Annotated in this window: 17 protein-coding genes; 11 read left to right on the top strand and 6 right to left on the bottom strand. The window is 29.7% G+C overall.

Annotation, left to right across the window (positions count from 1 at the left end; translation table 11 throughout):
* Position 1: 1 nt before the first annotated feature.
* The 3 genes from L8X33_RS08060 to L8X33_RS08050 form a co-directional block, all read right to left on the bottom strand.
* A complete protein-coding gene (locus tag L8X33_RS08060; RefSeq protein WP_263670428.1) occupies positions 2-223 on the bottom strand; it encodes a ribbon-helix-helix protein, CopG family in 222 nt (73 codons plus the stop codon).
* Positions 224-233: 10 nt separating this feature from the next.
* A complete protein-coding gene (locus L8X33_RS08055; RefSeq protein WP_263659997.1) occupies positions 234-797 on the bottom strand; it encodes a bacteriohemerythrin in 564 nt (187 codons plus the stop codon).
* Between the two features lie 77 nt (positions 798-874).
* Positions 875-1,462, bottom strand: a complete 588-nt coding sequence (locus L8X33_RS08050) for a bacteriohemerythrin (protein WP_263670427.1) — start codon at positions 1,460-1,462, stop codon at positions 875-877.
* A gap of 129 nt (positions 1,463-1,591) precedes the next feature.
* Between L8X33_RS08050 and L8X33_RS08045 the strand changes: the two genes are divergently transcribed.
* Positions 1,592-2,257: a response regulator transcription factor gene (locus tag L8X33_RS08045; RefSeq protein WP_133318659.1), complete on the top strand. Its 666-nt coding sequence runs from the start codon at positions 1,592-1,594 to the stop codon at positions 2,255-2,257.
* Positions 2,250-3,473 carry a sensor histidine kinase gene (locus tag L8X33_RS08040; RefSeq protein ID WP_263670426.1) on the top strand — a complete coding sequence of 408 codons (1,224 nt, stop codon included), beginning with the start codon at positions 2,250-2,252 and terminating at the stop codon, positions 3,471-3,473. Before L8X33_RS08045 ends, L8X33_RS08040 begins: the two co-directional genes overlap by 8 nt.
* A gap of 2 nt (positions 3,474-3,475) precedes the next feature.
* Here the strand turns inward: L8X33_RS08040 and L8X33_RS08035 are convergent, their stop codons facing one another.
* The 3 genes from L8X33_RS08035 to ribE are packed head-to-tail and all read right to left on the bottom strand — an operon-like array spanning position 3,476 to position 4,924.
* Positions 3,476-3,682, bottom strand: a complete 207-nt coding sequence (locus L8X33_RS08035; RefSeq protein WP_133318661.1) for a hypothetical protein — start codon at positions 3,680-3,682, stop codon at positions 3,476-3,478.
* A 1-nt stretch (position 3,683) separates the two neighbouring features.
* The gene (pgeF, locus tag L8X33_RS08030) at positions 3,684-4,352 is read right to left on the bottom strand and encodes a peptidoglycan editing factor PgeF (RefSeq protein WP_263670425.1); all 669 of its coding nucleotides are present in this window, start codon (positions 4,350-4,352) and stop codon (positions 3,684-3,686) included.
* The gene (ribE, locus tag L8X33_RS08025) at positions 4,316-4,924 is read right to left on the bottom strand and encodes a riboflavin synthase (protein ID WP_133318663.1); all 609 of its coding nucleotides are present in this window, start codon (positions 4,922-4,924) and stop codon (positions 4,316-4,318) included. The genes pgeF and ribE overlap by 37 nt, the downstream gene beginning before the upstream one ends.
* A 123-nt stretch (positions 4,925-5,047) precedes the next feature.
* Between ribE and mnmG the strand changes: the two genes are divergently transcribed.
* From mnmG to L8X33_RS07980, 9 genes are all read left to right on the top strand, one after another.
* Positions 5,048-6,904: a tRNA uridine-5-carboxymethylaminomethyl(34) synthesis enzyme MnmG gene (mnmG, locus tag L8X33_RS08020; protein ID WP_263670423.1), complete on the top strand. Its 1,857-nt coding sequence runs from the start codon at positions 5,048-5,050 to the stop codon at positions 6,902-6,904.
* 165 nt (positions 6,905-7,069) lie between these two features.
* A complete protein-coding gene (petA, locus tag L8X33_RS08015) occupies positions 7,070-7,573 on the top strand; it encodes a ubiquinol-cytochrome c reductase iron-sulfur subunit (RefSeq protein WP_133318665.1) in 504 nt (167 codons plus the stop codon).
* 1 nt (position 7,574) lies between these two features.
* Positions 7,575-8,819: a cytochrome b gene (locus L8X33_RS08010; protein WP_220567136.1), complete on the top strand. Its 1,245-nt coding sequence runs from the start codon at positions 7,575-7,577 to the stop codon at positions 8,817-8,819.
* Between the two features lie 2 nt (positions 8,820-8,821).
* Positions 8,822-9,949, top strand: a complete 1,128-nt coding sequence (locus tag L8X33_RS08005; protein WP_263662483.1) for a c-type cytochrome — start codon at positions 8,822-8,824, stop codon at positions 9,947-9,949.
* Positions 9,950-10,122: 173 nt separating this feature from the next.
* On the top strand, positions 10,123-10,908 hold the full coding sequence (rpsB, locus tag L8X33_RS08000; protein ID WP_087700911.1) for a 30S ribosomal protein S2: 786 nt from the start codon (positions 10,123-10,125) through the stop codon (positions 10,906-10,908).
* On the top strand, positions 10,908-11,984 hold the full coding sequence (gene tsf, locus L8X33_RS07995; protein WP_039626638.1) for a translation elongation factor Ts: 1,077 nt from the start codon (positions 10,908-10,910) through the stop codon (positions 11,982-11,984). The genes rpsB and tsf overlap by 1 nt, the downstream gene beginning before the upstream one ends.
* A gap of 2 nt (positions 11,985-11,986) precedes the next feature.
* The gene (locus L8X33_RS07990) at positions 11,987-12,622 is read left to right on the top strand and encodes an ABC transporter ATP-binding protein (protein ID WP_263670422.1); all 636 of its coding nucleotides are present in this window, start codon (positions 11,987-11,989) and stop codon (positions 12,620-12,622) included.
* Positions 12,609-13,379 carry a flagellar biosynthetic protein FliR gene (fliR, locus tag L8X33_RS07985; RefSeq protein ID WP_263670421.1) on the top strand — a complete coding sequence of 257 codons (771 nt, stop codon included), beginning with the start codon at positions 12,609-12,611 and terminating at the stop codon, positions 13,377-13,379. The genes L8X33_RS07990 and fliR overlap by 14 nt, the downstream gene beginning before the upstream one ends.
* Positions 13,380-13,437: 58 nt before the next feature.
* A partial coding sequence (locus L8X33_RS07980; protein ID WP_263670419.1) for a hypothetical protein occupies positions 13,438-14,524 on the top strand: 1,087 nt, incomplete at its 3' end.

Below are 14,524 nucleotides of genomic sequence, written 5' to 3'. Positions count from 1 at the left end.
GTTAACATTTTAATTTTTTTATAATGTTATCTAACTTTTTACTATTTCCAATTTTTAAATCTTCTAAAGCTTCTATGGCTGGAGCAAAGTCTTCTATTTCATCAAGATAATTTTCTAAAGCATTGCGTAAAATTTCAGCTTTTTTCTTTTTAGAAAATTTCGCAGTTTGATTTAAGCGTTCATAAAGCTCTAATGGAAGAGTTAAAGTGTAGCGTTTATTCATTTTATAACCTTTATTTTAGTTTGATAGCTTCTTGACAAGTTTTACATTTGTAACTTGCATTGTTTAATTGAATTTTTTGGTGAATTTCGCAAGGAACTTTGTGAATTTTATTTACACAAGAGCAAATATATTCATAAATTTCTTGATTTTCTTGAAAAGTTGTAGTATTGGCATTTTTATTTAGTTGTGCTTGATGCCATTTTTCTATCTTCATATCTTCTCTTAAAATATGTTCTAAAAGCCATTTTGATGCAATGACATTAAGTTTTTCTTTGAGATCATTTGTGCTTTTGAGATTTTGAATTAAATCAATCATAGATTGGATGATACTTTTGTGAATTTTTTGATGGTTAGAAAGTTCAGGATAACCTATTTTTGCCATGTATTTTTCTTCTTCGGCAAAATGTTCTTTCATATAATTAAAAAAATCTGCAAGTAAAAATTTAATTTGTCCTTTATGGACAGGTTTATCTGAAATCATCTCGACATTTGCAGCAAGTTCAAAAAGTTTTTTATGCTGTCTGTCAATTTCTTCATTATGGATACTATATTTACTACACCATTTTGGTAGCATGTTAGCTCCTTGTTTATATTTAGAAGAGTTTTATAAGCATTATAGTTTACTATATTTTAAATTATTATTAATTTTTATTAGATTTCTATTTTTTCTTTGTATTGTATTAAATTCGCAGAGCATTCTTTACATTTAAACTGCACTTTAGAATATTGCATTTTTAAATGAATATCATAAGGAACCTTGTGTGTTTTTCCTTCGCATTGACATTGATATAAGAATTTTTTTGGTTTTGGAGTTTCTTCTTCAAAAGTATCTGAAGAATTCTTTGCTTGGGTGTTTTGACGCCAATGTTCTATCATCATATCATGCTGAATGATGTGTTCTATCAACCATGAATTAACTACTATATATAATTTTTCTTTTAAATCATTTGTACTTTTTATACTTTGTATAAGTTTTATCATGGATTTTGTGATTTGTTTATGCATGAGTTTGTGTTGATTTAGATAAGGGTAATTAATCTCAGCCATATAGGATTCTTCATCTTGAAAATGAATTTTAATATAGTGAAAAAATTCAGCAACTATCTTTTTAAGCTCGACTTGATAAACTGGCCTATCTGAAATTTCTTCCACTTTGGCAGCAAGTTCAAAAAGTTTTTTATGTTGTTCGTCAATTTTTTCATTATTAATACTATATTTTTGATCCCAATTTGGCAACATAATAAAATCCTAAATTCAATAAAATAGTTAATATTTTATAAATACTTGCCTTTAAATATGCTAAATTCACACTAAATTTACATAAAAAAAATATAATAATCCAAATTAAAATAGCATAAAAGGCTTAAAATGGCTACGCAAATTCTTTTACTAGAAGATGATATTAACTTAGGGGAAATTGTTAGTGAGTTTTTAGAAGAAGAAGGCTTTGAAGTGGTTTTGGTGGATAATGCTCAAGATGCACAAGATAAAGCTTATGAGAAAAATTTTGATTTATGGATTTTGGATGTAAAAGTCCCTTTAGGAGATGGTTTTAGTGTGCTTAAAAATTTAAGAGAAGCAGGTAGATATACCCCAGCTATTTTTATGACCTCTTTAAATACTACTATGGATTTACAACAAGGATTTGAATGTGGTTGTGATGATTATATCAAAAAGCCTTTTGAATTGCAGGAGTTAAAAATAAGGATTAATGCTATTTTAAAGCGTTCTTTTGCGCATAAAAATGAAGATTATGAGGACTTGGGAAATGGTTTTAAATTTGCTTTTATATCGCAAACTTTATATCAAAACGATAAGCCATTGTCTTTACCCTTAAAAGAATTAAAACTTTTATCATTACTTTTGAAAAATAAAGGTAAATTTATAGATACTGCTTATATTTTTGAAGAAATTTGGGAATATGATCAAGAGCCAAGTGAGCTTAGTCTGAGAGCTTATGTGAAAAATTTACGAAAAATTTTAGGAAAAGAAAGCATTATCAATCAAAGAGGAAGAGGGTATTGTTATGCATGAAGCCAAGCGCGTTGCATGGCAAATTCTTTCTTTGTATTTAGTAAGTATAGGAAGTATTCTTATAGTGCTTTTTGGTATATGGTATGCTAAGTTAATAGAAGATTTAATAAGTGAATATAGCATAAAGCTAAGACAAGAACATCGTTTTGTGATTTTGCAAATGGAAAAATCGCGTTTTGAACCCATAGAAAAAAGTGCTAAGAAAATAGCTCAAATTTCTAATATAAAATTTGCAATATTTGATAGAACTAAGGTTTATTTTTCTAATCTTGATTTACCCGCTCAAACAACTTTTTTTAAATCAAATAATGCGAATATTTATAACAATAACACTTTGATTTATGTAGCTGATATAAATTTAAATAGCTTGTTACTTGCTGATAATCAAAATCAAAGTGCTTTAGAAATATTAGGAGATGTAAATCGTTTAAGAGTTTTAATACAAGGTGATGATATTTCTAAAGAACTTGGATTTATAAGATTTAAAGTTGCTTTAGCTATGGTACTTTCTTTGATTTTTGTTAGTTTGGTAGGATATTTAATACTTAAATTTGCACTCAAGCCTTTAGAAGCAAGAATAAGGTTTTTAAATAATTTTATAAAAGATACCACTCATGAGATTAATACCCCAATTAGTGCAATATTAATGAGTGTAGAGAGTTTAGAAAGAAAAAAGAATTTTGAAGAAATTAAGGTTTTAAAGCGTGTAAAAATAGCTGCTTTGACTTTGAGTCATTTGTATTCAGATTTAACTTTTTTAAATTTTTCTCAAGCTTATGAAGCAAAAAAAGATTGGATATTTTTAAAAAATTTGATTAAAGAAAGAATGGAGTATTTTAAGATATTTTTAGAGCAAAAAAATATTGACTTAGAACTTGTTTTAGAGGATAATGGAAAAATTTATGCTAATAAAGAGCAATTTTTTAAAATGTTTGATAATCTTGTTAATAACGCTATAAAATATAATATAAAAAATGGACATATTAAAATAGCACTTTTAGAGCAAAAACTTATAATAGCAGATAGTGGTTGTGGCATAGCAAAGGAAAATTTGGCTAATATTTTTGAGCGTTATTCAAGATTTAATGAAAATCAAGGTGGTTTTGGTATAGGACTTTCTTTGGTGGATAAAATTTGTAAAGAACATAATATAAAAATAAAAGTAGAAAGTGAGTTAAAGAAAGGAACAAAATTTATTTTAACTTGGAAAAATTAAAATTATTTATTGCTCATTTTAGCTTTTTCTTTAGCATTTATAAGCGTTGTGATAAATTCATTTAAATTTTTAGTATCGTTTTGATTTAGAGTTTGTGGGGTATGATTTAGCATTTGAGTGATTAAAAGTTCATTGCTTAAGTCATTATCGCCAAATTCTCTAGCTTTTTGTAGAATTTTTAAAGCAAGTAGATTTTTTACTTCATACATTTTAATCCTTTAAATAAATCACGCTAACAATGCGCTTTGGAGTTTGATTTTTTCTATAAGAAAAAAATCTCTCATCATCAAAGGTGCAAAGATTGATATCAAAAATATCATTAATACCTAATTCTTTTGCTTGAAATTTAACTAATGCTTTTAAATCAAGCTTATTTTCATGTAAAAAATGCGCAAAATTTTCTTTGCTGTGGTTTAAAACCTCGCCATTAATTTCATAATTTTTAGCACAAATTCCTGCTGAAATGATGAGTTTTAAATTCTTGGTTTGAGTGTTAAAACTTTCTTGCATTTTCAAAACAGCTTCTTTTAAGATATTTTCAAAACAACCTTTTCTGCCTGAATGCAAAGCTGCTATGGTTTTATTTTTATCATCATATAAAAGCAAAGGCAGGCAATCAGCACTTAAAATACACAAAGCTATATTTTTTTCATTGCTAATCATCCCATCGGCGTTAAAATGAAAATTTTTATTATACTGAGTGATGATATTAGAATGAATTTGATTTAAAAATACGCACTTTTTTATAGAATTTTCCCGAGGAAAAATATTATTACAAATTTTTGCTCTAAAAATATTATAATCTTGATTAAAGGCTACAAAAGCTTTTACAAAATCATTTTCTAATAAAGTGATGTAATCTTGTCTATTTGTTGCCATGAGATTTCTTTTTTATAATTTAATTGTCTGTGTATATATCTTGCTAAAAGATCACTTTCTATATTGACGCGTCTTCCTATGGTGTAATTTTTAAACAAGGTTTCATTAAAGGTTATAGGAATAATAGTCAAACGAATGCTATCTTTTAAAACTTCATTGATAGTTAAACTTACTCCATCTATAGCTACGCTTGCTTTATTTGCCATATAAATTTGTATATTATCAGGGCATTTAATATAAAAATCAACTCCGTTTTCTTTTTTAGAAATATTAGTAATTTCGCCAATACCATCAATGTGTCCTTGCATTAAATGCCCATCTATTCTATCGCCATAAGCTAATGCAGGTTCAATATGCACATAGTCTTTTAAATTTTCAATAGCTATATGAGTTCTTGTTTCATAAGAAAGTTCAAGATTAAAGCCATCATCAAAAAGTTTTGTTACACTCAAGCACGCACCATTAACTGCTATACTATCGCCTAGTTTTGGTTTGTAACTTGCTTTTAATCTTAAAGTGTTGTTTTGATATGATTTGACAAAGGCTAATTCGCGGATTAATCCATTAAACATTCAATACCTTTAATTTTTATGAGATTTTATCCAAAACTTTTAAATTTCAAAAAGTATTTTTAGTGTTTTATTTTAAAAAATATTATATAATTTTTGCCTTTTTTATAAAAATGAGGTCAAAATATGTATGATATAATCGTAATAGGTGGCGGGCATGCTGGAGTTGAAGCTAGTGCCGGGGCTGCTAGAATGGGCAAAAAAACTTTACTTTTAACTACTTTAATCGAGCAAATTGGTGCTGCAAGTTGTAATCCTGCTATAGGCGGCTTAGCAAAAGGACATTTGGTAAAAGAGCTTGATGCTATGGGTGGACTTATGGGACAAATTACCGATGAGGCTGGAATTCAATTTAGAATTTTAAATGAAAGCAAAGGTGTTGCAGTTCGCGGAAGTAGAGCACAAATTGATATGGACGCTTATAGAATTTGTGCTAGAAATAAGCTTTTAAAACTTGAAAATTTAGAAATCTCTCAAGAGCAAGCTTTGTCTTTACTTATAAAAAATGATGAAGTTAAGGGCGTTAAAACTAATTTAGAAAATACATATTTTGCTAAAAAAATCATACTTACAACAGGAACTTTTTTAAATGGACTTATCCATATAGGTGAAACTAAGCTTCAAGCAGGTAGGGTAGGTGAGCTTGCGTCTGTAAATTTGGGTGAGTATTTAAAACAAAGTGGTTTAAAAGTAGGGAGGTTAAAAACAGGAACTTGTCCAAGAGTAGATGCTAAAAGTATTGATTTTAGTGTTTTAGAAATTCAACCCGGAGATGAAAACCCTAAGGCCTTTAGTTTTAAAACAAAAAATTTCAAGCCCAATCAACTTCCATGTTATATAGCAAGAACAAATTTAAAAACACATGAGATTATAAAAAGTAACTTTTACCGCGCTCCGCTTTTTACAGGACAAATTGAAGGTATAGGTCCAAGATATTGTCCTTCCATAGAAGATAAGATTAATCGTTTTGGTGATAAAGAAAGTCATCATTTATTTATAGAGCCACAAACTAAAGATGCTACTGAATATTATATTAATGGCTTTTCTACTTCACTTCCTTATGAAGTGCAAATTGCGATGTTAAGAAGTATAAAAGGTTTTGAAAATGCTAAAATCACGCGTTTTGGTTATGCCATAGAGTATGATTATATTGATCCAACGGAGTTAAAACATACTTTAGAAACTAAAAAGATTAAAAATTTGTATTGTGCTGGGCAAATTAACGGAACTACTGGTTATGAAGAAGCAGCTGCACAAGGTTTTATGGCAGGAGTGAACGCGGTTTTAGCAATTGATGAAAAAGAGCCTTTTGTATTAAGACGCGATGAGGCTTATATAGGGGTATTAATCGATGATTTAGTAATGAAAGGCACAAAAGAGCCTTATAGAATGTTTACTTCAAGAGCTGAATATAGACTGCTCTTAAGAGAAGAAAATGCTATTTTAAGACTTGGAGAATATGGACATAATTTTAAACTTTTAAGTCAAGAAGACTATGCATATATTGATAATATAAAGCAAAATGTTAGGAAAGGACTTGAGTTTTTACTTCAAACTACATGGACACCAAGCAATCAAAATAATGAATTTTTGCAAAGCATTAAAGAAGAAAAAATTACCTCAATAGTAAGTTTGCAAAAAATTGTTGCAAGAGCGAGTTTTAATATAGAAAAATTAAAAGCTCTAGATGAAATGTTTGCAAAAATGGATGAGTATTCTTTAAATGAAATTTTAAATGAAGCAAAATATTATCATTATATAGCAATGCAAAAAGCACAAATAGAAAAAATGAAAAACTTAAATGACTTAAAAATTCCTGAAAATTTTGACTTTAAAAGTGTAAGTGGTTTGAGTAATGAAGTGGTGGAAAAACTGCAAAAATTTAATCCGCCAACTATTTTTGCTGCTTCGCAAATTAGTGGCATCACCCCTGCTGCTTTAGATATTTTGCATATTTATATCAAAATGAAAAACAATAGATGATATTAACTTATCTATTGTTTTGATTTGAAAATAAATACACTTCTGTTATTTTAAATAAATACTTGCATATCTTAAATAAAGCTTTTTTATATAAAGAAAAAATTTATTATTTTTTAGATAAACTGCTATACTTTACAACAAATAAATCAAAACAAAGGAAGTAAAATGGCTACATCTGAAAGTAGACGAAGCTTTATGGGCTTTGCCTTTGGAACGGTAGCTGCTGTGGGTGGTGCTTTTTCATTAGTTGCAATGAAAAAAACATGGGATCCGCTCCCAAGTGTAAAAGCAGCAGGTATTACTACCGTAGATCTTTCTGGTATGAAAGAAGGCGAATTAAGAACAATCGAGTGGCGTAAAAAGCCTATATTTATCTTAAAAAAAGATGCGGATATGGCAAAAGATAGCAGTAGGGATGTTATTGTGGGTGATGTTGCATATACTGTAGTTATTGGTCTTTGCACGCATTTAGGCTGTATTCCAGCTTATGCTCCAAGTGAGAAATTGTTTAAGTGCGCATGCCACGGTGGCGAATTTGACACTAGTGGTAAAAATGTATTTGGTCCTCCTCCAAGACCTTTGGACATTCCTCCTTTTAGAATTGATGGAACTAAATTAGTGTTAGGTGAAGAAGGTCCAGAATATAAAAAAATGATTGCGGAGGCTTGATATGGCACAGATAAAAAAAGCTAGTGGTATTATAGATTGGCTTGATCAAAGATTAGCTGTAAATAAGCTTTTTAATGTTTTAATGGCTCAGTATTGGATACCAAAACAAATTAACTTCTTATGGGCAATGGGTGTTATCTTGACAACTCTTTTTGCTATTTTATTTATTTCAGGTCTATTTTTAGTAATGTATTATAAGCCGGATGTGGCTTTGGCTTTTGATAGTGTTAATAAAACTATCATGCAAGAAGTAGAGTATGGTTGGCTTTGGCGTCATATGCATGGTGTGGCTGCTTCAGTTGTGTTTTTAATCATATATATCCATATGTTAACAGGAATTTATTATGGCTCTTATAAAAAGGGTCGTGAGATGATTTGGATTAGCGGTATGCTTTTGTTTGTTGTATTTTCAGCAGAAGCATTTAGTGGGTATATGTTACCTTGGGGACAAATGAGTTTTTGGGCTGCTCAAGTTATTACTCAGCTTTTTGGCGGAATTCCTTTTATAGGTGATGCATTAGTTATTTGGATAAGAGGAGATTTTGCAGTATCAGATCCAACTTTAACTAGATTTTTTATGCTGCATGTGTGCTTATTGCCAATTGTAATTTTAGCAATTATTGCATTCCACTTTTATTCTTTAAGAATTCCTCATGTAAATAATGAAATTTCAGAAGAAATTGATTTTGATTTGGAAGCTGAAAAATATTTAGCAGGTGATACAAAAGGTTCTAAAGTTATTCCTTTTTGGCCAGGATTTTTAGCTAAAGATTTTATGTATATTGCGTTATTTATGATTTTCTTTTTCTATTTGGTGTGTTTTAAATTTAATTTCGCAATGGATCCAATTAACTTTGACCCAGCAAATTCTTTAAAAACACCTCCTCATATTTATCCTGAGTGGTATTTCTTATGGAGTTATGAAGTTTTAAGAGGATTTTTCTTTGATGTTGGAAGCATTAAAGCTTTTGATATAGGTCTTGCAGCGTTTGGTATAGCACAAATTATTTTCTTCTTGTTACCTTGGCTTGATAGAAGTGATGTTGTAAAACCAGCACACGAAAGACCAATGTTTTTTGTATGGTTTTGGGTGTTATTGATAGATTTAATTGTACTAACAGTTTATGGAAAGCTTCCTCCAACGGGAATTAATGCTTGGATAGGATTTTATGCTTCTATGGTATTTTTACTATTATTGTTAGTAGTCTTACCAATTATTACTATCATGGAAAGAAAAAGGGGCTAATAATGAGAGAATTAAAAATATTTTTTGTAGTTGTCTTTTTCACAGGTTTAGTTTATTGGGGGGTTGAGCCTTATGCACATTCAGTGATGAATCCTCCTTCAACTCCGGTTAATTTTGACTTTGCAAAAGCTGATGTAGAATTTACCAAAGGCGAAGTTGCTTTAAAAGAAAAAGCTGCAATAGATGCTAATGCTTCAGGAAGTGAAAAAGCTATAGCTAATGCTCAAAAAGCACTAGAGCTTGCTAAAAGCCAAGAAGAAGCTACCAAGCAATTATGGGAAAAAATCGCAAAAATTGATTTTAGTAAAGGTAATGCACAAAAAGGAAAAGAGCTTTTTGAAGGAAATTGTATTGCATGTCATGGTGTGAAAGCCGTCGGAATTCCTGCTACTATTACAGATTCTTCTTTAGGTGTAACACCTCCTGATTTAAGTGATGCGGGTGCTATTTATGATGAGAAATTTTTAGCAGCACTGATTGTTGATCCAGTTAAGGCTTTGCAAATTTCACATAAATTTAATGATGAAAATCCATTCTTAATGCCTGCTTATCCTTTAAGTGGTGATGAAGCACAAGATAATCAAGATTTAGCAGATTTAATTGCATTCTTTAAAAATACAGCTAGTGAGTATGAGAAGGAATTTGATACAAAATTAAAAGCAGATTTAGAAGAAAAATATGCTAAAAACCAAGAGCTTTCAGAGCAAGCAAAAACGGCTTTAATTGCAAAAGAATTTGATTTTGCTAAAAACAAACATACATTTGAAAATGCTTGCGGAAGATGCCATGATGTAAAGTATGATGGTTTTGTTTCAAGTTCAAATATGAGTGATTTAAAAAATTATCTTGGTATGACGCCTCCGGATTTATCTATGATGATTCGTTCTAAAGGCGCGCATTATCTTGAAATCTTTATCAATGAACCTCAAAAGAAAATTCATGGAACTGCTATGCCAAGAGTTGGTCTAAATGAAAAAGCACAAACTCAAGTTATTAGTTATCTTGAAAAAGTTGGTGATAGTAAAAAAGAAGAAAGAGAACAAACAGGAATTTATATTATGATATTCTTTGCTATCTTAAGTATTTTTGCTATAGGTTGGAAAAGATCAGTTTGGTCTAAACTACACTAATTTACTCAAAGAACGCCTTGTGGCGTTCTTTTTCTTCAATAATAAGCTAAATATAAAATAAAATTTGATATAATATTTTTTCATTTCACACGCATTAATTTCCTTATTAGGTTGCTTATGGGTTAAAGAATGCGGAGGAATAAACCTAATTATTTTATTTCAAGGAGAATTTCATGGTAAGCATGAGAGATTTGTTAGAGTGTGGTGTACACTTTGGACACCAAACAAGAAGATGGAATCCAAAAATGAAAAAATTTATTTTTGGTGAAAGAAAAGGTATTTATGTAATTGATTTGCAAAAAACGCTTAGATATTTTAGATATACATATAACATTGTTCGTGACGCTGCAGCAGAAGGTAAGACAATTTTATTTGTTGGAACTAAAAAACAAGCAGGTGGAGCGATTAAAGAATACGCTGAAAAATGTGGTATGCCTTATGTAAATCACAGATGGCTTGGTGGTATGATGACAAATTTTGGAACTATCCGCCAATCAATTAGAAAATTAGAAGTTATAGAAAAAATGGAAGAAGATGGAAGTATTAAACTTTTAACTAAAAAAGAAGCATTAATGCTTACTAGAAAAAAAGAAAAATTACTAGCATATCTTGGTGGTATTAGATATATGAAAACTCAACCTGATATGATTTTTGTTATTGATACTGTTAAAGAAAAAATTGCAGTACAAGAAGCTAATAGATTAAAAATCCCTGTAGTTGCTCCACTAGATACAAACTGCGATCCTGATTTAGTTGATTTCCCAATTCCAGGAAATGATGATGCAATTCGTTCGGTTCAACTTTTCTGTCAAGAAATGGCTGAAGCAATCAATGAAGGTAAAGCATTAAGAGAGCAAGATGGTGAAGTTAGCGAAGAACAGCCTATTTCTGAAGAAGAGAAAAAAGAAGTTTTAGAAGAAGCTATGAGTGAAGAAGATTTTGAAGGAGATAAAGAGTAATGGCTGAAATCACTGCACAAATGGTAAAAGAACTGCGCGAGAGTACTGGCGCAGGTATGATGGATTGTAAAAATGCTTTAAAAGATACAGATGGTGATTTTGAAAAAGCAGTGCAACTTTTAAGAGAAAAAGGACTTGGAAAAGCTGATAAAAAAGCTGATCGTTTGGCTGCTGAAGGTTTAGTAAGTGTAAAAGTAAGTGATGATTTTAAATGTGCAACTGTAAGTGAAATTAACTCAGAAACAGATTTTGTTGCTAAAAATGAACAATTTATTGCTTTAACAAAAGATACAACAGCACATATTCAAGCTAAGAGTCTTCAAAATGTTGAAGAATTACATTCAAGTGAGATTAATGGTGTTAAATTTGAAGAGTACTTAAAAAGCCAAATTGCAACTATTGGTGAAAATTTAGTTGTTAGAAGATTTGCTACTTTAAAAGCAGGTGCTAATGGCATAGTAAATGGTTATATTCACACTAATGGTCGTGTTGGTGTAGTTATTGCTGCAGCTTGTGATAGTGAAGCTACGGCTAGCAAGTGTGGAGAATTTTTAAAACATATTTGTATGCATATTGCTGCAATGAAGCCAAGTTATTTATCTTATGAAGAGCTTGATATGGATTTTGTAGAAAATGAGTATAAAGCTTTAGTTGCTGAGTTAGAAAAAGAAAATGAAGAAAGAAGAAGATTAAAAGATCCTAATAAACCAGAGCATAAAATTCCAAAATATGCAAGCAGAAAACAATTAACTCAAGAGGTAATTCAAGCAGCTGAAGAAGCTATTAAGGCTGAACTTCAAGCACAAGGTAAGCCAGAAAAAATTTGGCCTAATATTATCCCAGGTAAGTTGAATAGTTTTATAGCAGATAACTCTCAACTTGATAGCAGACTTACTTTAATGGGTCAGTTTTATGTAATGGATGATAAAAAAACTATCGAACAAGTAATTGCTGATAAAGAAAAGGAACTAGGTGGAACTATCAAAATAGTCGAATTTATTCGTTTTGAAGTAGGTGAGGGCCTAGAAAAGAAAACTGAAGATTTTGCTGCTGAAGTTGCTGCACAAATTGGTTAAAAATGGAACTTTTAAGAGCGGAAAATTTAAACCATAGTTTTGATATTCCGCTTTTTGAAAATTTAAATTTTACTTTAAATACAAAAGATTGTATTGCAGTATGTGGAAGCAGTGGATGTGGTAAATCTACTCTTTTGCATATTTTATCTACCTTATTAAAACCTCAATCGGGAAAAGTTTTTTATAATAATCAAGATTTATACGACTTAGATGATGAAGCTTTGCTAGAAATTCGTAGAAAAGATTTTGGTATTATTTTTCAAATGCATTATTTATTTAAAGGTTTTTTGGCTTTTGAAAATATAGAACTTGCGAGTGTTTTAAGTGGGCAGAATATTGATTATGAATTATTAAAAAAACTTGATATTGCAGATTTAATGAATCAAAAAATCACAAAACTAAGCGGTGGACAACAGCAAAGAGTAAGTATAGCTAGGGTTTTAAGCAAGAAGCCAAAAATTATTTTTGCAGATGAGGCTACCGGAAATTTAGATTTTAAAAATGCTTTAAATGTAATGGATATTTTGATTGATTATATCAAAGAAAATAATGCAGCTTTAATTTTTGTTACGCATGATCAAGAGCTTGCTAAAAAATGTGATAAGGTTTTTCACTTAAACAACCATGGAATTTGTTAAATATTTAGGTGATGAAAATGTAGTTATTTTCATGCTTTTGTTTGCTAGAATGAGTGGGTTGATAGTTTTTTTCCCTTTTTTTTCTCATAATAGTATTCCCTTGGTGGTAAAAACAACTTTGGTAATGTTTTTAACAATGTTTTTATACCCTTTAGCTAAACTTGAAAATAATACACCTGATTCTTTTTTTATTCTATATCTTTTAAGTGAAGTTATTTTTGGGATGATAGCAGGAATGGTTTTGCAAATGACTTTTGCCATTTTGCAAATGGCAGGTGAGCAGATTTCTTTTACTATGGGTTTTTCAATGGCTAGTGTTATGGATCCCACAACAGGTGCAAATACTCCTGTAATTTCACAAGTTTTAAATTTATTAGCTTTGCTTGTATTTTTAGCTTTTGATGGACATCATTTGATTTTGCTTTTTATATCTAATTCATTGGAATATATTAGTTTAGGTGGATTTTATCCACATGAAAATTTAATGCTTTATTTAAATAAAGCTATGGTAAATATTTTTGTGCTTGGTTTTTCTATGGCTTTTCCTGTTTTAGCTATTTCTTTGCTATCAGATGTGATTTTTGGCATGCTTATGAAAACTATGCCGCAATTTAATCTTTTAGTGGTTGGTTATCCTATCAAGATATTTTTGTCTTTCGCGGTTCTTATTGCTATTTTACTTATTATGATGCAATATTTTAAAAATTTAATAGTAAAAAGTTTTGAGCATATGGAGTTGTTATTTTTTAATATATAAGCATTAAATAATTAAAAATGTTTTAAAATAATGTATTTTTTATTCTTGGGAGATGATAATGAGGGTTTTGCTAATAAATTCCAATATAGCTGTTTCAAAATTAATTAGTTTGGGGGTTCAAAAATTAGGTTATGATTTTGAGGAGCTCAAGGATATTGAGGAGCTTGAGGGATTTTATGATGTAATTATTATAGATCATGATATTGAGGCTGATTTAGATGATTTAAAAAGTAAATGTGATAGATTGATTTATTTGTTACCTAGAAACCTAGAACAAAAAGAAGGTATAGAGTGTTTGTATAAACCGTTTTTACCTACCGATTTTATAAATCTTCTAAGTGGAGATGGGATTTTGGATGATATTCAAAAAGATGCTTTGAGCGAAGATGAACTAAATTTTGATGATGAGGAAGTTGTTGGTAAAGATATGCCTTTGGATGGAAATGAACTTTTAGAAGGTATTGATTTGTCTGAACATGAAGAAAATTTGAGTGAAGATGATTTAAATTTACAAGAAGATTTTTTTGAAGAGAATTTAGGTGATGGATTAAAAAATGATGATATGTTTGATGCAACAAGTGAGTTAATAGATGAAGAGAAAACAGAAGATGATTTAGTTTTTTCAGATAGTTTAGATAAAGAAAATATAGAAGAAAATATAGAAGAAAATATAGAAGAAAATATAGAAGAAAATATAGAAGAAAATATAGAAGAAAATATAGAAGAAAATATAGAAGAAACCCCTGTTGAATTTGATTCTTTTGATACACTACCTATGGTTGAAGAGATAGGTGAAAAAGAAATGAGCTTTGATGATTTACCTGAAGATGCTCAATTTATTGGTGAGGAAAAAGAAGAAAAAATGGCTTTAGAAGAAAATGAGCCTATGGTTGAAGAAATATTTGAAAATGAAAGTATAGATGATTTTCAACTAGAAGAAGAAGAGCTAAGTACTCAAGATAAGATAAAAGAAGAATTGGCCGCTATTGATGAGCTTGATGAAGAATTTAATGGTCTTGATGGTGAGTTAATGCAAAATTTTGACACTCAAGAAACAGATAACAATGAAAATACGCAAGCTTTAGATTTAGAGGAAAATATAGAGGAAAATATAGAGGAAAATATAGAGGAAAATATAGAGGAAA

Source organism: Campylobacter sp. CNRCH_2014_2849, from assembly GCF_025772845.1.
Taxonomy (GTDB): domain Bacteria; phylum Campylobacterota; class Campylobacteria; order Campylobacterales; family Campylobacteraceae; genus Campylobacter_D; species Campylobacter_D lari_D.
This window is presented reverse-complemented; position numbering and strand designations above follow the sequence as displayed.